This is a genomic window from Pseudorhodoplanes sp., from assembly GCA_032027085.1.
Lineage (GTDB): Bacteria > Pseudomonadota > Alphaproteobacteria > Rhizobiales > Xanthobacteraceae > Pseudorhodoplanes.
In genome coordinates this window covers 1562850-1583417 of record JAVSMS010000001.1, presented here as the reverse complement: position 1 = coordinate 1583417, position 20568 = coordinate 1562850, and the positions used below count along the sequence as shown (strand labels likewise).

Annotated in this window: 21 protein-coding genes and 1 tRNA gene; 11 read left to right on the top strand and 11 right to left on the bottom strand. The window is 62.8% G+C overall.

Features of this window, described 5'->3' with window-relative positions:
• Nucleotides 1–106 precede the first annotated feature (106 nt).
• The 4 genes from RO009_07710 (at nucleotide 107) to RO009_07695 (ending at nucleotide 6436) form a co-directional block, all read left to right on the top strand.
• Nucleotides 107–2002, top strand: coding sequence for a calcium-binding protein (locus tag RO009_07710; GenBank protein MDT3684911.1), 1896 nt, complete (start codon nucleotides 107–109; stop codon nucleotides 2000–2002).
• Nucleotides 2003–2129: 127 nt separating this feature from the next.
• A complete protein-coding gene (locus RO009_07705) occupies nucleotides 2130–3872 on the top strand; it encodes a type I secretion system permease/ATPase (GenBank protein ID MDT3684910.1) in 1743 nt (580 codons plus the stop codon).
• Between the two features lie 83 nt (nucleotides 3873–3955).
• Nucleotides 3956–5227 carry an HlyD family type I secretion periplasmic adaptor subunit gene (locus tag RO009_07700; protein ID MDT3684909.1) on the top strand — a complete coding sequence of 424 codons (1272 nt, stop codon included), beginning with the start codon at nucleotides 3956–3958 and terminating at the stop codon, nucleotides 5225–5227.
• A gap of 39 nt (nucleotides 5228–5266) precedes the next feature.
• On the top strand, nucleotides 5267–6436 hold the full coding sequence (locus RO009_07695; GenBank protein MDT3684908.1) for a helix-turn-helix transcriptional regulator: 1170 nt from the start codon (nucleotides 5267–5269) through the stop codon (nucleotides 6434–6436).
• A gap of 29 nt (nucleotides 6437–6465) precedes the next feature.
• On the opposite strand, the gene RO009_07690 is transcribed toward RO009_07695, so the two are convergent.
• Nucleotides 6466–6542: transfer RNA gene (locus RO009_07690), tRNA-Arg, on the bottom strand.
• 145 nt (nucleotides 6543–6687) lie between these two features.
• Here RO009_07690 and RO009_07685 point away from each other — a divergent pair.
• A complete protein-coding gene (locus RO009_07685; protein ID MDT3684907.1) occupies nucleotides 6688–7092 on the top strand; it encodes a hypothetical protein in 405 nt (134 codons plus the stop codon).
• A 21-nt stretch (nucleotides 7093–7113) separates the two neighbouring features.
• Here RO009_07685 and RO009_07680 read toward each other — a convergent pair whose 3' ends face one another.
• The 3 genes from RO009_07680 to RO009_07670 are packed head-to-tail and all read right to left on the bottom strand — an operon-like array spanning nucleotide 7114 to nucleotide 8290.
• Nucleotides 7114–7578 carry an Rrf2 family transcriptional regulator gene (locus RO009_07680; GenBank protein ID MDT3684906.1) on the bottom strand — a complete coding sequence of 155 codons (465 nt, stop codon included), beginning with the start codon at nucleotides 7576–7578 and terminating at the stop codon, nucleotides 7114–7116.
• A 41-nt stretch (nucleotides 7579–7619) separates the two neighbouring features.
• A complete protein-coding gene (locus RO009_07675) occupies nucleotides 7620–8063 on the bottom strand; it encodes a PAS domain S-box protein (GenBank protein ID MDT3684905.1) in 444 nt (147 codons plus the stop codon).
• Nucleotides 8064–8113: 50 nt separating this feature from the next.
• Nucleotides 8114–8290 carry a hypothetical protein gene (locus RO009_07670; GenBank protein ID MDT3684904.1) on the bottom strand — a complete coding sequence of 59 codons (177 nt, stop codon included), beginning with the start codon at nucleotides 8288–8290 and terminating at the stop codon, nucleotides 8114–8116.
• 90 nt (nucleotides 8291–8380) lie between these two features.
• Here RO009_07670 and RO009_07665 point away from each other — a divergent pair, with 90 nt between their 5' ends.
• Nucleotides 8381–8833: a group III truncated hemoglobin gene (locus tag RO009_07665; protein MDT3684903.1), complete on the top strand. Its 453-nt coding sequence runs from the start codon at nucleotides 8381–8383 to the stop codon at nucleotides 8831–8833.
• Nucleotides 8834–9022: 189 nt separating this feature from the next.
• On the opposite strand, the gene RO009_07660 is transcribed toward RO009_07665, so the two are convergent.
• Genes RO009_07660 through RO009_07650 form a run of 3 tightly spaced genes read right to left on the bottom strand, consistent with a single transcriptional unit; the run spans nucleotide 9023 to nucleotide 11288 of the window.
• Nucleotides 9023–9670, bottom strand: coding sequence for an MBL fold metallo-hydrolase (locus RO009_07660; protein MDT3684902.1), 648 nt, complete (start codon nucleotides 9668–9670; stop codon nucleotides 9023–9025).
• A gap of 15 nt (nucleotides 9671–9685) precedes the next feature.
• A complete protein-coding gene (locus tag RO009_07655; GenBank protein ID MDT3684901.1) occupies nucleotides 9686–9943 on the bottom strand; it encodes a hypothetical protein in 258 nt (85 codons plus the stop codon).
• A gap of 55 nt (nucleotides 9944–9998) precedes the next feature.
• Nucleotides 9999–11288 carry a L,D-transpeptidase gene (locus RO009_07650; protein MDT3684900.1) on the bottom strand — a complete coding sequence of 430 codons (1290 nt, stop codon included), beginning with the start codon at nucleotides 11286–11288 and terminating at the stop codon, nucleotides 9999–10001.
• Nucleotides 11289–11486: 198 nt separating this feature from the next.
• On the opposite strand from RO009_07650, the gene RO009_07645 reads away from it, so the two are divergent.
• The gene (locus tag RO009_07645) at nucleotides 11487–12707 is read left to right on the top strand and encodes an acyl-CoA dehydrogenase (protein MDT3684899.1); all 1221 of its coding nucleotides are present in this window, start codon (nucleotides 11487–11489) and stop codon (nucleotides 12705–12707) included.
• Nucleotides 12708–12872: 165 nt separating this feature from the next.
• Here the strand turns inward: RO009_07645 and RO009_07640 are convergent, their stop codons facing one another.
• On the bottom strand, nucleotides 12873–13727 hold the full coding sequence (locus tag RO009_07640; GenBank protein MDT3684898.1) for an alpha/beta hydrolase: 855 nt from the start codon (nucleotides 13725–13727) through the stop codon (nucleotides 12873–12875).
• Nucleotides 13728–13787: 60 nt separating this feature from the next.
• Complete coding sequence (locus RO009_07635) at nucleotides 13788–14909, bottom strand: vWA domain-containing protein (GenBank protein MDT3684897.1); 1122 nt, start codon at nucleotides 14907–14909, stop codon at nucleotides 13788–13790.
• A 148-nt stretch (nucleotides 14910–15057) separates the two neighbouring features.
• On the opposite strand from RO009_07635, the gene mtnA reads away from it, so the two are divergent.
• A complete protein-coding gene (gene mtnA, locus RO009_07630; GenBank protein MDT3684896.1) occupies nucleotides 15058–16182 on the top strand; it encodes an S-methyl-5-thioribose-1-phosphate isomerase in 1125 nt (374 codons plus the stop codon).
• The gene (locus tag RO009_07625) at nucleotides 16179–16667 is read left to right on the top strand and encodes an MmcB family DNA repair protein (GenBank protein MDT3684895.1); all 489 of its coding nucleotides are present in this window, start codon (nucleotides 16179–16181) and stop codon (nucleotides 16665–16667) included. The genes mtnA and RO009_07625 overlap by 4 nt, the downstream gene beginning before the upstream one ends.
• Before the next feature lie 166 nt (nucleotides 16668–16833).
• Here RO009_07625 and RO009_07620 read toward each other — a convergent pair whose 3' ends face one another.
• Nucleotides 16834–17382, bottom strand: a complete 549-nt coding sequence (locus RO009_07620) for an ActR/PrrA/RegA family redox response regulator transcription factor (GenBank protein MDT3684894.1) — start codon at nucleotides 17380–17382, stop codon at nucleotides 16834–16836.
• Nucleotides 17383–17421: 39 nt separating this feature from the next.
• Nucleotides 17422–18759: an ActS/PrrB/RegB family redox-sensitive histidine kinase gene (locus RO009_07615; GenBank protein MDT3684893.1), complete on the bottom strand. Its 1338-nt coding sequence runs from the start codon at nucleotides 18757–18759 to the stop codon at nucleotides 17422–17424.
• A 157-nt stretch (nucleotides 18760–18916) separates the two neighbouring features.
• On the opposite strand from RO009_07615, the gene RO009_07610 reads away from it, so the two are divergent.
• Both RO009_07610 and RO009_07605 read left to right on the top strand, forming a co-directional pair.
• Nucleotides 18917–19672, top strand: a complete 756-nt coding sequence (locus RO009_07610) for an ABC transporter ATP-binding protein (protein MDT3684892.1) — start codon at nucleotides 18917–18919, stop codon at nucleotides 19670–19672.
• Nucleotides 19669–20490 carry an ABC transporter permease gene (locus RO009_07605; protein MDT3684891.1) on the top strand — a complete coding sequence of 274 codons (822 nt, stop codon included), beginning with the start codon at nucleotides 19669–19671 and terminating at the stop codon, nucleotides 20488–20490. The genes RO009_07610 and RO009_07605 overlap by 4 nt, the downstream gene beginning before the upstream one ends.
• Nucleotides 20491–20568 lie beyond the last annotated feature (78 nt).

The window sequence follows — 20568 nt, the reverse complement described above, 5'->3', positions numbered from 1 at the left end:
TCACCAGAATGCTCCCGAGGAATCTCGGAGCGGACGCATGGTCGCGTCCTGCGTTGAGATTCTCCAAGGAACGTCAACTTATCCTGACAAACAAGGAGCGACCCCTATGGCTGTCATCGTTGGAACGCCGAATGACGATAATCTCGTTGGCACCCCTGATCCTGATTCCATTAGCGGCCTGGCTGGGAACGACACGGTCACTGCCGATGCCGGAGACGATACCGTCGACGGCGGCCCTGGAAACGATCTCATCGACGGCAATGCCGGCAACGATACGCTCAACGGCAATGCCGGAGACGACACCATCAACGGCAATGACGGAGACGACATCATCCGCGGCAACGCGGGTCTTGATACACTGAACGGCAACGAAGGCAACGATACGGTCGACGGCGATGCCGGCGACGACCTGATCGATGGCGGGGACGGCGACGACGTCCTGTCCGGCAATGCCGGCAACGATACGATCAACGGTGGCGCCGGTCTTGACACGCTGGAAGGAGGGGCCGGCAATGACGCGATCGACGGCGGTGCCGACAACGATACAGCCGATGGCGGCGCCGGCGACGACACGATCAATGGCGGCGACGGCGACGACTCGCTGAGCGGCGGTGCGGGCCTCGACACCATCAACGGGCAAGCCGGCAATGACGCATTGGCCGGCGGCCTCGATGATGACTTCGTGAGCGGCGGCGCCGGAAACGATACAATCGACGGCAACGGCGGCAACGACACCCTGGAAGGCAATGGTGGCGATGACACGCTGAACGGCGGCGACGGCGATGACACCATGAGCGGTGGCGCCGGCCTCGACCTGCTCAATGGCGGCGACGGCAACGACCTCATGGAAGGTAATGGCGGCGACGACACGCTGAACGGTGATGACGGCGACGACACCATGAGCGGCAATGCCGGCAACGATACGCTGAATGGCGGCGCCGGCAACGACTTCATGGAAGGCAATGGCGGCGACGACACGCTGAACGGTGATGACGGCGATGACACCATGAGCGGTGGCGCTGGCCTCGATCTGCTCAATGGCGGCGCCGGCAACGACTGGATGGAAGGCAATGGCGGTGCCGATACGCTGAACGGCGATGACGGCGACGACACGATGTTTGGTGGCGGCGGTACGGATCTGCTGAATGGCGGCGCCGGCAACGACTATATGGAAGGCAACGGCGGCGACGACACGCTGAACGGCGACGACGGCGACGACACGCTGAGCGGCGGTGCCGGAAATGACACCCTGAACGGTTGGGACGGCAATGACGTCCTCAATGGCGATGCAGGGGCCGACGTGCTCAGTGGCGGTGAGGGCGCCGACGAGCTCAATGGCGGCAACGGTGCGGACCTGCTGTTCGGTGATAATGGCGACGACACCATCAACGGCGGCAACGGTGCCGACGTTGCGTTCGGCGGCGATGGCGCTGACACGATTGATGGCGGCGACGGTGCCGACAGCCTGTGGGGTGATGCCGGTGACGACACCATCAACGGCGGCAACGGTGCCGACTTCGTGTCCGGCGGCGACGGCGATGACACGATTGATGGCGGCGACGGTGCCGACAGCCTGTGGGGTGATGCCGGTGACGATGAGTTGAGCGGCGGCGCCGGCGACGACGAGATCCACGGCGGCGACGGCGACGATACGCTCGACGGCGGCGACGGCGACGATCATCTCTATGGAGAGGCCGGCGACGACGTATCGGCCGGCGGTGCCGGACAGGATACGCACCATGTCGGTGACGGCGCCGGCGGCGACTTCGGCGACGACGAGATCGAGGACCTGAGCTTTGCCGACTTTGACGTGGTCGAAGTTGACGTTGTCGACGGCTTCGATCCCGAAACCGTTGTCGTGGATGACAACGGAGTCGATACAACGCTCGATTTCGGTTTTGGCACCATCACCCTCGACGGTGTCACCGGAGGCGGAACGGCGTTTGAGTCGATCGAGGACATCAATACCGCGGCCGGGTATGATGCGGTCGCCTTGGTATAAGCAACTTTTATCGGGCGGCGGCTGAGGCCGCCGCCCGACCTTAGTTCTGTCTCTATGCTGCGCTAAGACATTCGACGCATCAGCAGGCGGATTGGTACAGAGTATGCGTTCCGTTATGCGTCAGCGAATGCCTGCGGCGAAGGGAAAGTCGCTGTATGCGATGATTCCGGCGCGCGAGGCTTTGCTGTGGGCGATTGTCTTCAGCCTCGCGACCAACGCGCTTCTGCTGGTCCTGCCGTTTTACTGCATTCAGGTCTTTGACCGGGTGATCACCAGCGGCAGCGTGGAAACGCTGGTGGGACTGACGGCGATTGCCGTCGTCGCACTGGCCTTCAGCGCGGCTTTCGATGCGATCCGCGGACGAATCCTGACGCGCTTCGCCGTCACTTTCGAACATTATGTTGCGCCGAGAGTCCTGGAAGCGTCGATCTTCCGGTCAGGCGCCGATGAGGCGGGTCCGCAGGACCTTGTGCGGGTGCGCGAACTGAGAAATTTCCTGTCGAGCGGCATGGTTTCGACATTGCTCGACGCGCCGTTCCTTCCCGCGTTTCTGCTGATCCTCTATCTCATCCATCCCTGGTTCGGCGTGCTGACGCTGATCGGATCGGCGATCCTGCTGGCGCTCGCATTCCTGAGTGCCGGCATTTCCCGCGCCGAAGTTGCCCAGGCGTCGGGCGCGGCCCTTCGCACGCAATCGCTGCTGGACAGCATCGTCAAGCACGCCCGTCTGGTGCGGGCCATGGGCTGGAGCCGGGGCGCCATTCGCGAATTCCTGCGCATCAACGATGCGGCGCTCGCCCCTGTCGTGCGGGCCACCGAGCAGGTCGCCGCCATCGCCGCCATCGCGCGGGCGCTGCGGATGATCCTGCAAATCGCCGCCATAGGATTGGGGGCGTGGCTTGTGCTGCAGAACGAACTCCTGCCCGGCGGTATGATCGCGGGCTCGATATTGATCAGCCGGACGTTGCAGCCGGTCGAGAGTCTCCTGTCGGCCTGGCGCGCGCTGACCTCGGCGCAGGATGCATGGGCGCATGTCGGCGCGGTTCTTGCGGCCAGCAGCTTGCGCAGGCGGCACACGCGCCTGCCGGCTCCGACCGGCGCGCTCGAGGTCTCGCGTGTGACCTATCAGGTGCCCGGCGCGAAACGGCCCGTCCTGCAGGGCATTTCCTTTGCCAGCAGGCCCGGAGAGATTGTTGTCGTGATCGGACCGACCGGCGCCGGCAAATCCACGCTGCTGCGCATGCTCGCGGCATTGGAACAGCCGACCGCCGGCACAGTCCGGCTGGACGGCGCGTCGCTCGACAACTGGGATCCCAACCTGTTCGGCCAGTTCGTCGGCTATCTGCCGCAGGATGTCGAGCTCCTGGGTGGAACGGTTGCGGAAGCCATTGCCGGTTTCGACGATCAGGCGCGCGATGAGGATATCGTCGCCGCAGCCATGCTCGCCAATGCGCACGAGATGATCCTGTCCTTGCCGCAGGCCTATCAGACCGAGATCGGCCGGGACGGCGGCCGATTATCCGGCGGCCAGCGTCAGCGCATCGGCCTTGCGCGTGCCTTTTACGGCCAGCGGACGCTGATGCTGCTTGACGAGCCCAATTCCAATCTCGATCCCGAAGGCGAGGAAGCCTTGTGCGCGGCGGTGCGAGCGGCGCAGCAACGGGGGGCGACATTCGTGATCGTCACGCATCGGCCCCGCCTTCTGACCATTGCCGATTCGGTGTTGTTCCTGCGCGACGGAAAGCAGATCGCGTTTGGTCCGCCCTCCGGCGTGCTACCGCAGACCATCAAGGGCGCCACGCCGCTGCAACGCCCGCAAGCCCCCGCGCGGACCGAGCCGCTGCGATTGCCGACAGCAGGAGGCCGTTGATGAAGAATCCGCTTGTTGCAATCCGGCAACTGCCGGCAGTGATCCGGCCTCAGGATGCTTCCTCCGAAAGACCGAGATCGGAGATGCGCCGGCTCATCCTTTGGGGGAGCGTGTTACTCATTCTGAACCTTGGCGCTGTTGGCGTGTGGGCCGGTACGGTGCCGCTGCGCAGCGCCGTCATCGCGCCGGGCGTGGTCAAGGTCATGTCGAAACGCAAGGCGGTTCAGCATTTTGAAGGCGGCATCGTCAAATCGATCTTCGTTCGTGAAGGCGATCTCGTCGAAGCCGGACAGGTTCTGGCCCGACTGAACACCACCCAGATCGAGGCGAGTCTCGGCGTCCTTGAGACAAAGTTGTTTGCCGATCTGGCGACGGAAGCGCGCCTCATTGCGGAACAAACCGGTGCGACAAAAATTGCCTTCCCGGACGAGCTTCTGAATACGACGCGGCAGGAGGCGAAGCTGGCCATGCGCACCCAGGAAGCTGAATTCGTTGCACGCGCGGCTTCGCTCGAAGGCGAGAGCAGGCTTCTCGATCAACAAATATTTCAATTGCAACACACGATCAGGGGCCTGGAAAGCAGCAGCAAGGCGCTGGAGCAACAGCTTGCGGCGCTTCAGGAGGAAATCAGGGACGGCGATTATCTGATGGCCCGGGGGCTTGCGCGAAAGCCGAAGGTCCTCGCGTTGAGGCGCGCCGAAGCCGAAGCGGAAGGCCAGATCGCGCGCAATGCCGCCGCAAACGCGGAAGCGCACGGAAAAATCGCGGAACTGGAAGACCGTCGGCGGCAACTGACTTACAACCGGAGCCAGGAAATCGCCAAGCAGCGCCACGCGACAAGCGAGGAGATCGCGGACGTGCGGCACCGGGTTTCCGCCTTGCGCGACCAGATTGCGCGCAGCGACTTGCGCGCGCCGGAGCGCGGCGTCGTGGTCGGCCTCAACACCAGGCACCTCAATGCTGTGCTGGGCCCGCGCGAGACCCTGCTTGAGGTCGTGCCCGCGCGAGACCGGCTGATCATCGAAGCGACATTGCGGCCATCGGATCGCAACGAGGTTTATGTCGGGCAATCGGCCCGCATTCGCATTCTTGCGTTCAACATCCGGCGCACGCCGATCATGCCCGGTACCGTCACGTCGGTATCGGCTGACGCGCTGATCGATCCGAAGACCGGGGTTGCCTCATATCTCGCAGAAATTGAGCTGCAACCGACGGCCGATGTTCAGCCTTACCTGTCGTCGTTGCAGCCGGGAATGCCGGTGGAAGCTTTCATCGAAACGGGGGAGAGAACCTTTGCTGAATATCTGTTGCAGCCTGTGTTGCTGCGCGTGAATCGCGCTTTCAGGGAAAGTTAGCGCGCGTAGCACAGGGCCGCGGAAGGTGCGGAGGCGGCCGTGGATGGAAGAAAAGTGCTGACCGTGCGGCGGAATGGCTCCGGCCTTCTTGCCGAGTGCGAGTCGAACATCATCACTCCTCCGCTGCAGCCGATCCTGCCTCCGGCGGCCCCGAGGCGCTCGCGTCAGATCATGATCGAGCATTTCGGCAATGCCATCGTCGATTTGCTAGCCTGCACGCGCTGTTTCGTCTCGACCGTTGCGAGGTCGGGCGTTGTGGCCGAGCAGATTTGCGTCGGCGACGCTCCCGTCCGCCTGCCGGCGACAATCGACAAACTCATTTGCACGCGCCTCTCGCGCAATGCGTCGTTTCCGATCCTGAGGCCCGACGATCCGGTGGCCCGCAACCTGATCGGCCACGAGAACGGCCATGGCGGCCATTCGGTCATTGGGCAATTGCGGGCGAGCGACGGAAGCGACATCGTATTCGCGGCCGGCTGGCGCCGGGCTCCGTTCCAGGAGGCTGAAATCGAATGGCTTACGCGCGCCGTCTCGGTGATCTGGTCGACGGCGGAAAGCCTGCTGCATCCGCAAGCCTCGCCCTCCGGCATCCGCGTGTTCCTCGAGCAACTGGTCTCGCCGGCTTTCGTCGTCGACGAGGGATTGCGTCTGCATGATGTGAACAGTCTGGGACGCCGGCTGCTGGTCGAGGGAAAGTTGCTGCGCACGAATCACGGATTGCTGGCGGGTGGGAATGCGCCGATCACCGAGCGCCTGAAGAATGCCGTGCGCAAGGCGATGCAGTCGCAATTCAACCGCGGCTGGACCAATGCGACCATTCCGCTCTCGATCGAAGGTCAACGCTTTGCGTTCGCCTGGGTAGGGGCGCTGCCGATCCCGCATGACCCCGACCAGATGCTGGTGCTGGTGCCGCGCGTCGACGCCGTGGCCGGCGCCCGGCGCATCGCGATGGCGTTCGGACTGAATTCGGCCGATGAGAAGATCGTCGCGCGCATCCTTTACGGCCATTGCCCGCGCCGGATCGCGGCCGAACTGCATCTTACCGAAGCGACGATCCGCACCTACACCAAGCGCATCATGCTGAAGCTTGGCATCAACCGCCAATCGGAATTGTTCCTGCTCCACATTCTGACAATGTCGCCGTTCAGAACCGGCCTGTGCGAAACGGCGATGCCGGCCGCCATGGCCGGCTGGAAGCGGGCCTGCTGAGCGCCGCGTTGAGGCCCAGCACTGAATGATGGCGCACCCGACAGGATTCGAACCTGTGACCTTTGCCTTCGGAGGGCAACGCTCTATCCAGCTGAGCTACGGGTGCGTGGCGGCCTTCATAGCCGATGCGGCGGGGGCGCGGCAATGGCCGGGGTTTTGAAGGGGTTTCTGCGCAATTCACTCCTTCGCACAAAGATGTGAGGCGCAAAGCCGCTTGGCGCAGTGCAGCGCCGCCTGCGGAATGGAGGTAGTTGAACGGGTTGTCATTTGCAGTTGAAAGAGTCGCTTTGAATCACGTGAAGCTGCCGGAGCGCTCGACGAGGCGCGGTCCGCCGGATAGAATTTTCAAACTGAGGTTTTTTAAAAGGGGGGCGGACATGGAAAGCATCCTCATCAACCTCGTGGCCGGCGCGCTTGGTGGTGCAGGTGCCGGGAAGGCGTCGCCGACATTCGATCTCGGCATGATCGGAAATCTGATTGCAGGAGCCGTCGGCGGTGGCGTTCTTGGCCAGGTCGTGACGGCCTTGCTTCCCGCCGTCACAGCCGCGGCGCAGGCTGGTGACCTGAGCATAGGTGGTATTATTTCTCAGGTTGTTGCCGGCGGCGCAGGCGGTGCGATCCTGACCGCGATTATCGGTGCGATCAAGAACCGCTGATCCCAAGCGCGGGTCAGCAGGTCATGACGCGGCAAATGTCGGCCCGCGCGTCTTCTGATTCATTTTTTTTGGCGGGGCGAAATCGGCTTTCGTCAGCATCAGATCGGCGAGCGTGTAGCGGTCGAGGGTGAGGACGAAATTGTTGAGCGCCTCGTTGAGGATCGTCGGGAGTTTGCAGCAGCCGGTGACGATGCATTGATTGCCGGTGGCGAAGCATTCCACGAGCGCAAAGTCCGGCTCGGTCAGGCGCATGACGGCGCCGATATTGATGGCGCCCGGGGATCTCGCCAGGGTGAAGCCGCCGGCGCGGCCGCGCACCGCTTTGAGAAAGCCGCCGCGGGTCAGGACATTGACCACCTTCATCAGATGCGCGCGGGAGACCCTGTACACGCTCGCGGTTTCCTCGATGGTGATGAGACGGTTGGGGTTGGCCGCCGCATAGAGCAGGACGCGCAGGGCGTAGTCGGAAAGCATGGTCAGGCGCATGTCGGATCCGTTGTGTGAATGCGTGGGGCGATCATCGCCGGTCAGGTCGGCGCCGCCGTCCGGAGCTGCTTGCGCAACGCTTTCAGCTCCTCGAAGCGGGCGGTCACGTCGCGAATGACGGCGGCAAGCCCGACCAGCCGGTTTTGCGGGTCGGTGGCCGGCGTGATGGTGAATTCGATGGACAACTGAGATCCGTCCTTGCGCAGGCCGGGAACGGCGAGCACCTCGCCGTCGCCGTAGCGGCTCGGCGCGCCGTTCATCACCTCGCGATAGCCGGCCCAATGGCGCGCGCGCAGCCGCTCCGGGATGATGATGTCGAGCGACCGGCCGACGGCTTCCGTCTCGGTATATCCGAACAGCCGTTCGGCGCCCGGCGTCCAGCAGCGGATGATGCCCTCGCCATCGCAAAGCAGCATCGCATCGGCCCTGCTGTTGAGCAGCGCCGACGCAAAGCAGTTCTGCCAGTCAACGATGGTCTCGGACATCGTCCCGTCTCCTCGCCGCACCACTGCAACCTGCGCGCCTGACGCCGCGGTCAGACCACGGCGATGACGACCAATGCGCCGACGAAGGCCCATGCGAACGAATTGACCAGCATCCGAAGCAGGTCGCGATTATTCGCCGTGCCGACGCCGACGGCGTTGCAGATCAGGTCGCCGGGCAGGAGGAGGAGGTACGTCACCGCATTGGCGGCGGAGGATAGCTGGCCCATCGATATCTCCCATATGAGGAAATCCACGATTGACAATAAGCCGGCATCGCATAAAAGCAATATGCAAAATATATCTTCTGGGAGCCATGCATGGGGTCGGATGAGAGCGAGGAGAGGCGGAATCGCCTCATCCAGGACCTGAAAGAGCGCACGGGCATCGACGAGCCGATGATCGCCGCGCTGGTGAGGGCGTTTTACGCGGGCGTGCGCCAGGATCCGCTGATCGGTCCGATCTTCGAGGAAAAGGTGGAGGATTGGGACCTTCACCTTGAGAAACTATGCGCCTTCTGGTCGTCGGTGATGCTGATGACGGGCCGCTATCACGGCCGCCCCATGCAGGCGCACATGTCGCTGCCGGTCGGAAACGAGCATTTCGAGCGCTGGCTGGCGCTGTTCGAAACGACGGCCAGGGCGATCTGTCCGCCGAAAGCCGCCGCGCATTTTATCGAACGCGCGCACCGCATTGCCGACAGCCTCGAACTCGGGATTGCCACGACGCGCGGCGAGATCAGGACGCCGCGCTGGGAAGCGCGGAGCAGCTGATTGTAAGCCGCAGAATTACCTCCCCCTGAAAGCGGGAGGTCGGCGGCTAATGGCGGCCGGGTTGGGGGTCAGTACTGTGTTCGAGAGGCCAATGCGGACCGGCTGGCGCTGATCGTAACTCGATGATTTCGCGGAGAGTGACTCCAGCACCAATTGGATTCTAAGCGGGCGTTGTCGCCGGTTCAGTTGCTATCGCAAGAACGGATTGGAGCGCCGTTCCTCGCCCATCGTGCTGGCCGGGCCATGGCCGCAGATAAATGCGACATCGTCGCCGAGCGGCAGCAGCTTGCCGGTGATGGAGCGGATCAGCATCTCGTGATCGCCGCCCGGCAGGTCGCTGCGCCCGATCGAGCCCTGGAACAGCACATCACCGACCACGGCGAATTTCAGGTCGCGACTGACGAACGCAACGCTTCCTGGCGAATGACCGGGACAATGCAGAATGTCGAATGGCACGCCGCCGATCGTAACCTGCTCGCCTTCCTGCAGCCACCGGTCGGGCGTCACATCGCGCGCGCCGGACAGTCCATAGACGGCGGCCGTCTCTTCCAGATTGTCGAGCAGAAATTGGTCCGCGACGTGCGGCCCTTCCAGCGGCACGCCGAGCTCCGTCCTCAGGTCCGCCGCGCCCCCGGCATGGTCGATATGACCATGCGTGAGGAGAATGCGCTCGATCCTGACGCCGGCTTTCGCGATCGCCTGGCGGATCAGGTCGAGATCGCCGCCGGGATCGATCACGGCTCCGGATTTGGTGGACTCGTTCCAGATGAGGGAGCAGTTCTGCTGGAACGGCGTCACCGGAACGATCATGACATTGAGGCGATTGGCGTCTGACATGTCCGTCCGAGAAATTCAGTGGCGGGTCTGCGGCTCGTCGGGCGGCGGGATCAGCGCCTCCGAGAACGGAAATTCCAGCACGACATCGCCGTTTTCGTCGGTGACTTCAAGTGTCGCGGTGAGAAGATCAGGCGTAGCGCCTTCCTCCTGCAGCAAGTCCTGGATCATGGATTGCGCGACGAGCCAGGCCTGATCCGGATCGCGCAAATCGGCACCCTCCGGATCCGGGATGAACCGGTCGCCGATGCGTGTATTGAAGAAATATCGAGGCATCGCCACCCTCGCACGATCAAATGCCGGCGTCACGGCTGCAATCGAGGAAGCCGCGTCAGCGTGTCAGCACGATGAAATCGGTATAGGCGCCGGTTTCCGGACCCAGCCCCTGATCCGACACGATCAGGGTCGCGCCCGCCGTGACATATTCGGAGACGCGGTCGACCACGTCTTGCGGCACGTCGATGCGTTCAAGGACGTCGGAGGCGGCGGGCCCGGCCTGAGCTTCAACAGGCTTTGCGGCTGCGGCGACCTTTCGCTTCACGCGAATGCGGCGGCCGAAATCGTCATAGCGGTAGACGATCTTGTATTCGTCCCCGGCGATCCTGTGTTCCACCTTCGGCGTATTGCCGGGCATGCTCATCGCGATCCAGCGCAGCCCGCTGGTGCCGTCTGTTCTCTCCAGCGCCGTGAAGACGTGCGTCCCGATCGGCGCATTTTCACTACGGAAGCTGACCGGCACATTGAACAGCGCGTGAAATCCCTGCCGCACATAGAGCTGCTTTTCCTTGCGGCTAATGAAAATGGAAATGGGTCCGGCCGGGGCCGGCTTCTTCGCCTTCGCGTCCAGCGTGTCAAAGAAGCTTGCCAGGATGGACGCCGGGATGTCGTTCTGTGCGGCCGCCGATATGTCGGTGACGGGTTCGCGGGACTTCGCAATCTCGGGCTCGGATTCCGCCCCTTCAGTTGAGGATGCGTCGGTCGCGGTGGGCGTCGCCACGTTGGCGGCGACGTCCGTTTCAATCGAGCGGCGCAGGTTGCTGGCGTCGCCGACATCGACGCGCTGCTTCGGCTGAAAAAGCTTCGCATGCGAAATGGCCGCAGGCTCAATCTCGTCATGGGTGACGATCACGCGCGCGCCGAGTTTGGTCGTGCGCCACAGGAATTGCGCAAAATCGCCGGGCAGCCGGATGCAGCCGTGCGAAGCCGGATAGCCGGGCAATTGACCCTGATGCAGCGCGATGCCGGACCAGGTCAGACGCTGCATGTACGGCATCGGCGCACCGCTATAGATATTGGAGCGGTGATGCCGGTTCTTCTGGATGACGCTGAACACGCCGGTCGGCGTCGGATGACTGGCGGTGCCGGACGAAATCGGCGTATGCGCGACCAACTGGCCATTCGCATAGAGCGCGCCGCGCTGGGCCTTGAGCGAGACGATAAACAGATGCGGCCCCGGCGGCGGTGGCGGAACCTTCTGTTTTCTTGCTCTTTCGGTGGGGTTTGGACGGTGGCGGCTCTGGGCGTCGGCGGGTTCCACCGCGAGCGTCGCTGCCATGATACCGGCAATGAAGGCCAGGCTCGCGCAACCCCGCGCGTCAGGGCCAGAAAAGCGGTCAAACATCGCAAATACGCCCAAAATTATACTTCCCGGGAAGCGGCCATTTTTGACTTTATCCTGTCGATTCCCAACAGAATGTTAGTAGAACGGCGCCACCCGGTCACTTTAGGCGCGCTTTCCGCCCGATCCGTGGCGGGGTAGTGTGGGGCCAGGGTATCCAATGCCGCCTTTGCAGGCACACCTCGCAATCTGGGAAAAACGATGAGTCAGCCCGCCGAAAAAATTACCACCAAGCGCCCCGGTTCGATCAAGGACGCTCCGTTCAATTGGGAGGATCCGCTCGATCTGGAGAGCGAACTGTCCGAAGAGGAGCGCATGGTGCGCGACACTGCGCGCGGCTATGCGCAGGACAGGCTGTTTCCCCGCATCCTCGAAGCCTATCGCAATGAGACAACCGAACCCGGCCTGATGAAGGAGATGGGCAGCCTCGGTCTGCTCGGCCCGACCATCCCGGAAGAGTATGGCGGCGCCGGTCTCGGCTATGTCGCCTATGGCCTGATCGCGCGCGAAATCGAAGCGGTCGATTCCGGCTATCGCTCGACGCTGTCGGTGCAGTCCTCGCTCGTGATGTATCCGATCTATGCCTATGGCAGCGAGGCGCAGCGCAAGAAATACCTGCCCAAGCTCGCCTCGGGTGAGATGATCGGCTGCTTCGGCCTGACCGAGCCCGACCACGGTTCCGATCCCGGCTCGATGGCGACGCGCGCCGAGAAGGTTGCGGGCGGCTACAAACTGACCGGCAACAAGATGTGGATCTCGAATTCGCCGATCGCCGACATCGCGGTGGTCTGGGCGAAGCTCGACGGCAAGATCCGCGGCTTCATTGTCGAACGCGGCACGAAAGGATTCGAGACGCCGAAGATCGAAGGCAAGCTGTCATTGCGCGCCTCGATCACCGGTGAAATCGTGCTCGACGGCGCGGTGGTGCCGGAAGAGAATATCTTGCCGAATGCCTCGGGCCTCGCCGGTCCCTTCGGCTGCCTCAACAATGCCCGCTATGGCATCGCCTGGGGCGTGATCGGCGCCGCCGAATTCTGCTGGCATCGGGCCCGGCAATACACGCTCGACCGCAAGCAGTTCGGCCGTCCGCTCGCCGCCAACCAGCTCGTCCAAAAGAAGCTCGCCGACATGCAGACCGAAATCACGCTCGGCCTGCACAGCGTGCTTCGTCTCGGCCGGCTGATGGAAGCGGGACGCGCTGCGCCGCCGGCCATCTCGCTGCTCAAGCGCAACAATTGCGGCAAGGCGCTGGATATCGCGCGCATGGCGCGCGATATGCACGGCGGCAACGGCATCGCTGACGAATTCCACGTCATGCGCGTGATGTCGAATCTGGAAACGGTGAACACCTACGAGGGCACGCATGACATCCATGCGCTGATCCTCGGCCGCGCGCAGACAGGCATTCAGGCGTTCTTCTGAGCGGAAAGCTTGTCGTCCATCATTCCGGGGCGCGGGCGTGCGCCCGCGAACCGGGATTCGGCAAGCAACATCATAACGTCTATCTGGATTCCGGGTCCGCGCGCACGCAAGTCGGCTGTAGCCGACTTGCGCATGTTTCATGGCTGATCTCGGGTAAACCCGAGATCAGCGCGCGCGTGCCGGAATGGCCAGGTTGGACAGTTCCACCAGTCTTGCCGTCATGCTGCTCTGCGCATCCGCAAGCGGCGCGAGGACGGTGAAATGATTGGCGCCGGGAATTTCTTCGTAGCGCGCCTGCACCTTGTCCTTCGGCCAAGCATCGACGATGCTTTTCGCCTGCCGCAGGAATTCCGGCAGCTCGGCGCCGCCCACAACCGAATCGAACGCGCGCCTGCCCGGCAGCGGCCAGAACAGCGGCGATGACGCCTTCGCGGAGGCTTCATCGAGGTTCAGGTCAGCATTCATTGTCGTGTGAATGAGCGGCGTCAGATCGAACAGGCCGGAGATCGAATAGGCGGCCGGTACCAGATCGGCCGGCGCCTTGGGATCGAGCTTCGTCCAGTCGGTCGCGATCATCGCGGCCGCGAGATGACCGCCCGCCGAATGGCCATAGACCATGACGCGCCGATCGAAGCGCCGCCACAGGAACAAGGCAGCCGCGCGCATCTCCTCGATGATGTCGGCGATGCTGACCTGCGGACAAAGATCGTAGCCTGCCACGGCCACGGTCACACCGCGCGCGTTCAGGCCCCTTGCGACATGGCTGTGGAATTTCGGATCGAGCGCCCGCCAATAGCCGCCATGGATGAACATAGCGAGCGGCGCATTCGGCTCCTTCGCCTTGAACAGGTCGATATATTGCCGCGGGCTCGGGCCGTAAGGGATGTCGAATTCCGCGCGTCCATCTTTCGCAGCAACTTCGCGGAAAACGGCGGCATCCTTCGCCCATTGCGCGAAAATCTGCGGATGCTCGGGCACCGCCGCGCGGTTGTCAAAAGCCGCGCTGTTGTCAATGGTCATGCAATCTCCCGCTCGTTAGGCAGCGGGAGATTGCGCCATTGAGACAGGATCAGCAAGCTGCTAGCGCTTGATCTGCGCCCGCAATGTTTCCTCAACGACACGGTCGAAGGAATCGCCGGCTTTCACCGGTTCGGACTTGCGTTTCTCAGCGACAAAAAGGTCGCGTTTCTTCACAAGCTCCGACATGCGCTCGTTCAGCGCCCTGCGCTGCGCCATCTGTTTGCCGAGGGCGGCCTCTTGCTCGGCGGCGCTCATGCCGCGGAACGAGTCAGGCAAATCGTCATCCTTAAGCGACGACAGCTTCTGCCGCCCGGCCGCGACATCAGCGACGAGATCGCCGCCGCCTGTGACCGCCTCGACCGCTGAGGCCGTTCTGGCGCGCTTGTTGAGATAGCTCGCCATCTCGGAGGCGACCGACGGCGCGGATGCGGCCTGCCGTGTCTTCTGCTCCACACTGGAGCGTTGCGCGCGCGGACCATAGGGAATCACCGTGCCGTTCAGTTCGCGCTGCAACTCGATGATCTCAATGTCGTAAGGCGTCTCGATCACGACAATCTTGCCGCCGTCCTGCGGGATCGGGATGTATTTGCCGCCACCCATCTGCGCGATGTCGCGCCATACCCGCTCGGTATCGCGCGCGCCGCCAGCCTGCACCGCGTTGACCAGAATGTCCTTCTGCCTGGCAACCGCCAGCACCTGCGGATATTTCATGTCCTGCGCATAGTCCATGTGTGGCGGCGCGTCGCCGACCAGAAACACGATACGGCAATTGGCGGCGCCGTTGCTCCAGGACATTTTCGCGGCCGCCTCGTGCAGGGCCTCGTTCACGCTTTCCGGCCAGTCGCCGCCGCCGCGCGCTTTCAATTCGAGCAGATTGGCGTAGAGGTCCTGGATGTCGGTCGTCAGCTCAAAGCGTTTCGTCACATATTCGTCGCCGATGTCGCGATAGGCGATGAGCCCCATGCGGATTTCCGAGTCGGGATTGGCATCGACAATCGAGGTCGCGATCGACCAGATCTTGCGCTTGGCGCCTTCGATCAGGCTGGCCATGGAGCCTGTCGTGTCGAGAACGAAAGCGACTTCGACGACGGGCTTGGCTTGAACCGGCTGGCTTTGGGCAGGCGAAAGCAAAGAGACACACAAAAAAGCAGGCGCAAGCGCCCGCGAAAAACAAGAAAGCATGGCTTCACCCCTCGTGAAGAATCTTCCACCGGGAACCATGCTCGGTTCCCTTCGCGTCGGGCGCAGGTCCGAATTGGGGCGGAGAACAGGCGCAATAGCGGCTGATTTGGCGCTTGGCGCGGTTGAGCAGGGCGGCTATTTCTCAGACATGAAAATCAACGGCAAGCACACGCGCAGCGTCTGGCTGGAGCCGGACGGATGGTCGGTCGGCGTCATCGACCAGACCCTGCTGCCGCACCGTTGTGCGACGCTGCGCCTGGCGCGCTGGCAGGACGCCGCGCACGCGATCACATCGATGCAAACGCGCGGCGCGCCGCTGATCGGCGCGGTCGCCGCCTATGGTATCGCGCTGGCGCTGCGCGAGGATGCATCGGACGAAAGTCTGGAACGCGCCTATGCAGCGCTGCTGGCGACACGGCCGACGGCGATCAATCTGAAATGGGCGCTGGACGAGATGATGGCCGCTGTCCGAAACCGCCCGCGCGATCAGCGCGTTACCGCCGCCTATGAGCGTGCGCAAGAAATTTGCGACGAGGATGTCGCCATCAACGAAGCGATCGGCCGCAACGGGCTGAAACTGATTGAGGAGACCGCGGCAAGGAAGAGGCCGGGCGAGCGAGTCAATGTGCTCACGCATTGCAATGCCGGCTGGCTGGCGACAGTGGACTGGGGCACGGCGACCGCACCGATCTACATGGCGCATGACAAGGGGATTCCGGTGCATGTCTGGGTCGACGAGACCCGGCCGCGCAATCAGGGCGCGTCGCTCACCGCGTTCGAGCTCGGCCAGCATGGGGTGCCGCACACCGTGATCCCCGACAATACCGGCGGGCATCTGATGCAGCACGGCAAGGTCGACCTGGTCATTGTCGGCACCGACCGCGTGACCGCGCAAGGCGATGTCTGCAACAAGATCGGCACCTATCTGAAGGCGCTGGCCGCGCAAGACAATAACGTACCGTTCTATGTAGCGCTGCCCTCGCCGACCATCGACTTTGCTGTTGCCGACGGCGTCGCCGAAATCCCGATCGAGGAACGTGCGGGCGATGAGGTCTCCGCCATGACCGGGCGCACGCAGGACGGCCGGCTTGTGACCGTCACCGTCATTCCGGAAGGATCGCAGGTGGCGAATTACGGCTTTGACGTCACCCCGGCACGGCTTGTCACCGGTTTGATCACGGAACGGGGTATCGTGGCGGCCGGGCGCGAGGCATTGGAAAATGCCTTCCCGGATCACCCCTCGCACAAGGCGAAACGTACGGCTGCCAAATGAGCAATCTGGTCGCACGCATCGCGGAAGTTCCGGTGGACGGCCGCCAGTCTGAGACTGCACTCGCCGTGGCGCGCGGGACCATGCGGCTCCTGCTCTCGCACGGCTTCTGCTGCGTCAGCGAATTGCCGCTGCCGTCAGGTCGCCGCGCGGATCTCGTGGCGCTCGACGCGTCCGGCGAAATCTGGATCGTCGAGATCAAGTCCTCGGTCGCCGATTTCCGCGCCGATCACAAATGGATGGATTATCGCGCGCATTGTGACCGGCTGTTTTTCGCGACAACGCTCGAGGTGCCGTGCGAGATTTTTCCGCAGGATACCGGGCTCATCGTTGCTGACGCGTTCGGCGGGCAGATCGTCTGCGAGGCGCCGCAGCACAAGGTTGCCGCGCCGACCCGCAAGGCGATGATGCTGCGCGTCGCCCAATGCGCGGCACTGCGGCTGCAGTCGCTGATCGATCCGGCCGGGCCGTATGGGAATGAGCTGTGACTCCGCGGCGGTTGCTAGTGCGCCCTCTCCCTTGCGGGAGAGGGCATGAATGAGTGTCCACGAGTCGTGAGGGATGACGGACCGTCGAAAGGTTTTCACCACTCACCCGTCATCGTTTGCGGAAATTCCGAGTTGCCCTCTCCCGCGAAGGGAGAGGGCGGAATAGCTAGCGCGGCGCGCGTTTGGCCAGAATGCGCTGCAACGTCCGCCGATGCATATTGAGCTGACGCGCGGTTTCCGAGACATTGCGTCCGCACAATTCGTAGATGCGCTGGATATGTTCCCAGCGCACGCGGTCCGCCGACATCGGATGGTCCGGCGGCTCAGGCTTCTTGCCGTCCATGGCGAGCAAGGCCGCAACGACATCATCGGCATCGGCGGGCTTGGCGAGATAATCGACCGCGCCGAGCTTCACCGCGTTCACGGCGGTGGCGATATTGCCGTAGCCGGTGAGAATGATGCCGCGCGCATCCGGCCGCCGTTTCTTCAGCGCCGAAATCACATCGAGCCCGTTCCCGTCGCCGAGCCGCATGTCCACGACCGCGAAAGCGGGCGCCGCGCGTTCGACCTGGTTCAGGCCGTCTGACACCGATTCGGCGATGCTGACATTGAAGCCGCGTCCTTCCATCGCGCGCGCCAGTCGCTGCAGAAACGACTTGTCGTCATCCACGATCAGCAGCGACCGTTCACTTGGAATTGCGGGTGTCATTTCCATGCTGATGTTCCGGTTTGCTACGACGCCCTCTTCTTCTAATTAGGGGGTTATCACGGTGTTCTCAAGTTCCGCGGTGCCTGGAACCTGCTCGAAGATGTCGCGCGGCCAGCGGATCGTCACCACCGCGCCGCGCTCGGGAAAGTTGCGGTTGGCGAAGGTTAATTTCGCGCCGGAGCGCTCCAGAAGGGTTTTGGCGATGAAAAAGCCAAGGCCCAGGCCGGTATCGTCGCTGGCATACATGCGCCGCCGTCTGCGGCTGCGAACATAAGGGTCGCCGATGCGGGACATTACTTCCGGTGCGAATCCCGGGCCGTCATCGCTGATGACCACAGTGAGACTGCGGTCGTCCCAATCCGCGGCAATTTCCACCCGCTCCCGCGCGAAATCGACGGCGTTTTCCAGAAGATTGCCGAGCCCGTAAAGGATTGCCGGATTGCGCGTGCCGAACGGCTGATCGCTCCGCGCCAGCTTGACATCTATGGCGATGCCGAAATCACGGTGCGGCGCAGCAACCTCTTCCAGAAGTCCGGCAAGCGGCAGGCGATCGTAGTGTTCGCTTTCAGCCGGCAATTCGCCGAGCTTGCCGAGAATGTCGCGACAGCGCTGCGCCTGCTCGCGCAGCAACCGGATGTCATCCACGTGCGGAGACTTCGGATCCATCTCGCGCTCGAGTTCCCTGGCGATCACGGAAATGGTGGACAGCGGCGTGCCGAGCGCATGCGCTGCGGCGGCGGCGAGCCCGTCGAGTTGCGTCAGATGCTGTTCGCGCGCCAGCACAAGTTCGGTAGCCGCCATCGCGTTGACGAGTTGGCGCGATTCCTCGGTGATCTGCCACGCATAGATGCCGATGAAGAAAATCGCGAGCAGGATCGAAAGCCAGACCGCAATAATATAGGTGTCGGGCAAGATCGGTGTCGGCAATTCCTCCGACCAAGGCAGTGGCAGATGGAAGAAGATGAGCAATGTCACGCACAGAATGGCGAATGCCCCCAGCATGACGGTCATGCGCGCAGGCAAAGCTGTCGCTGAGAGCAGAACCGGTCCGAGAAAGAAGAACGAAAACGGATTTTCCAGCCCGCCGGTGAGATACATGAGCGCGGTGAGTTCTGCGATATCGAAGGCAAGCAGCCAGGCCGCGCGGCTTGGCTCCAGGCGCCGGGCGGCCGTGAAACGTACCCGTAGCGCGATGTTGAGCCACGCCGATAACGCGATGACCGACAGGCAGCCCCAGATCGGCAGGTCGAATTCCAGACCCAGGTAAACCACGAGCACGGCGATCGTCTGGCCGATGACCGAGAGCCAGCGCAGGCGGATAAGGGTATCCAGCCGCACATTGCGTCGCGGCAGATGCAACCGGTCGAGGTCCAGAGCTGACATACGCGTATGTTACCTTTTTGCGGGCGGCGCTTGAACTGCGCGAGGTGAGGCATCCAGCCGCCGGGCGAGAAATTGCGGGTCCTGTAGGGGCTTGCGCGGCCCCGCGACTGCCGTCAAATGAGCCGCGAAACACAGGATTTGAGCGGACACCCACTGCATGGCCGATATCGAGCCCGCCATTGCTGCCAGGGAACTGGTGAAGGTTTACAAGACCGGCACGGCAGTGAATGGCATCAGCTTTTCCTTGCCGCAAGGCTCTATCACGGCGCTGCTGGGCGGCAATGGCGCCGGCAAGACGACGACCATCGCGATGATCATGGGCCTCGTCATGCCGACCTCCGGGCGCGTGACGGTGCTCGGCACCGACATGTCGCGCGATCGCCATCGCGTGCTGCACCGGATGAATTTCGAGAGTCCCTATGTCGATATGCCGATGCGACTGACCGTCGGCCAGAACCTGAAGGTGTTTGGTGAACTCTACGGCGTTCCGGATCTTGCCGCGCGCATCCGCGAACTTGCCGGGCAGCTCGATCTCGTCGATCTCATCGATCGCCCGACCGGAAAATTGTCGGCGGGACAAAAAACGCGTGCGTCGCTTGCCAAAGCATTGCTCAATTGCCCGGAAGTCCTGTTGCTCGACGAGCCGACCGCCTCGCTCGATCCCGACACCGCGGACTGGGTGCGCACGCATCTGGAGAATTACCGCAAGGAGCGCAGTGCCACGATTCTGCTGGCGTCACACAACATGCTGGAAGTCGAGCGTCTGTGCGAGCGCGTGATCATGATGAAACGCGGCAAGATCGTGGATGACGACTCGCCCGGTTGCCTTCTTGTGCGCTATGGACGGGAAAATCTGGAAGACGTCTTTCTAGATATTGCACGCGGCCGCCGCCAGTCGGAGGCTGCACAATGAGTTTGCCCGTTCAGGAGGCCATTGCTTTCTCGCCGCGCCGCATCCGCGCGATGGTGTTGCGCTATTGGTATCTGTTGCGTTCGTCCTGGCCGCGCCTGCTGGATCTCATCTATTGGCCGGCCGTGCAGATGCTGATGTGGGGCTTCTTGCAGCTTTACATCGACCAAAATGCGAGCTTCTTCGCCAAGGCCGGCGGCGTCTTCATCGGCGCGGTGCTGCTATGGGATATCCTGTTCCGCGGCCAGCTCGGCTTTTCCATTTCGTTCCTGGAGGAGATGTGGGCGCGCAACCTGGGCAACCTGATGATGAGCCCGTTGCGGCCCGGCGAATTCGTCGCCGCGCTGATGATCATGAGCCTCATCCGTCTGGCGATCGGCATGGTGCCGGTGTCGTTCCTCGCCATACTGTTCTTCGGTTTCAATCTCTACGGACTTGGCCTCGCGCTCGCTGCGTTCTTCGGCAACCTGATTTTGACGAGCTGGTCGGTCGGCATCCTTGTGTCGGGACTTGTCCTGCGCAACGGCATGGGGGCCGAGAGCCTGGCCTGGACCATCATGTTTCTGCTGCTGCCACTGACCTGTGTTTATTACCCGGTCTCGGTTCTCCCGGCATGGTTGCAATATTTCGCCTGGGCGCTGCCGCCGACCTATGTGTTCGAAGGCATGCGCTCCCTGTTGATAGAGCAGGTGTTCCGTGGCGATCTGATGGTGGCCGCGTTGGCGCTGAACGCAGTCTATTTCGCCGCTGCAACGGTGGCTTTTCTTAAGCTTCTGGACAGCGCGCGCCGACAGGGTTCCCTGCTGCAAACCGGGGAATAAACATTTTGTCGGATATTGACTCCCGGCGCCTAACAGCCACTATGTTGCGCTGCAAAAACGGGGCCACGGAACCAGACA

Excerpts from the sequence above, each read along its gene's own strand:
- RO009_07710 (MDT3684911.1), top strand. The coding sequence starts at position 107 with ATGGCTGTCATCGTTGGAACGCCGAATGACGATAATCTCGTTGGCACC.
- RO009_07705 (MDT3684910.1), top strand. The coding sequence starts at position 2,130 with ATGCCTGCGGCGAAGGGAAAGTCGCTGTATGCGATGATTCCGGCGCGC.
- RO009_07700 (MDT3684909.1), top strand. The coding sequence starts at position 3,956 with ATGCGCCGGCTCATCCTTTGGGGGAGCGTGTTACTCATTCTGAACCTT.
- RO009_07680 (MDT3684906.1), bottom strand. The coding sequence starts at position 7,578 with ATGCGCCTGACCATGCTTTCCGACTACGCCCTGCGCGTCCTGCTCTAT.
- RO009_07675 (MDT3684905.1), bottom strand. The coding sequence starts at position 8,063 with ATGTCCGAGACCATCGTTGACTGGCAGAACTGCTTTGCGTCGGCGCTG.
- RO009_07670 (MDT3684904.1), bottom strand. The coding sequence starts at position 8,290 with ATGGGCCAGCTATCCTCCGCCGCCAATGCGGTGACGTACCTCCTCCTC.
- RO009_07665 (MDT3684903.1), top strand. The coding sequence starts at position 8,381 with ATGGGGTCGGATGAGAGCGAGGAGAGGCGGAATCGCCTCATCCAGGAC.
- RO009_07660 (MDT3684902.1), bottom strand. The coding sequence starts at position 9,670 with ATGTCAGACGCCAATCGCCTCAATGTCATGATCGTTCCGGTGACGCCG.
- RO009_07655 (MDT3684901.1), bottom strand. The coding sequence starts at position 9,943 with ATGCCTCGATATTTCTTCAATACACGCATCGGCGACCGGTTCATCCCG.
- RO009_07650 (MDT3684900.1), bottom strand. The coding sequence starts at position 11,288 with ATGTTTGACCGCTTTTCTGGCCCTGACGCGCGGGGTTGCGCGAGCCTG.
- RO009_07645 (MDT3684899.1), top strand. The coding sequence starts at position 11,487 with ATGAGTCAGCCCGCCGAAAAAATTACCACCAAGCGCCCCGGTTCGATC.
- RO009_07640 (MDT3684898.1), bottom strand. The coding sequence starts at position 13,727 with ATGACCATTGACAACAGCGCGGCTTTTGACAACCGCGCGGCGGTGCCC.
- RO009_07635 (MDT3684897.1), bottom strand. The coding sequence starts at position 14,909 with ATGCTTTCTTGTTTTTCGCGGGCGCTTGCGCCTGCTTTTTTGTGTGTC.
- mtnA (MDT3684896.1), top strand. The coding sequence starts at position 15,058 with ATGAAAATCAACGGCAAGCACACGCGCAGCGTCTGGCTGGAGCCGGAC.
- RO009_07625 (MDT3684895.1), top strand. The coding sequence starts at position 16,179 with ATGAGCAATCTGGTCGCACGCATCGCGGAAGTTCCGGTGGACGGCCGC.
- RO009_07620 (MDT3684894.1), bottom strand. The coding sequence starts at position 17,382 with ATGGAAATGACACCCGCAATTCCAAGTGAACGGTCGCTGCTGATCGTG.
- RO009_07615 (MDT3684893.1), bottom strand. The coding sequence starts at position 18,759 with ATGTCAGCTCTGGACCTCGACCGGTTGCATCTGCCGCGACGCAATGTG.
- RO009_07610 (MDT3684892.1), top strand. The coding sequence starts at position 18,917 with ATGGCCGATATCGAGCCCGCCATTGCTGCCAGGGAACTGGTGAAGGTT.
- RO009_07605 (MDT3684891.1), top strand. The coding sequence starts at position 19,669 with ATGAGTTTGCCCGTTCAGGAGGCCATTGCTTTCTCGCCGCGCCGCATC.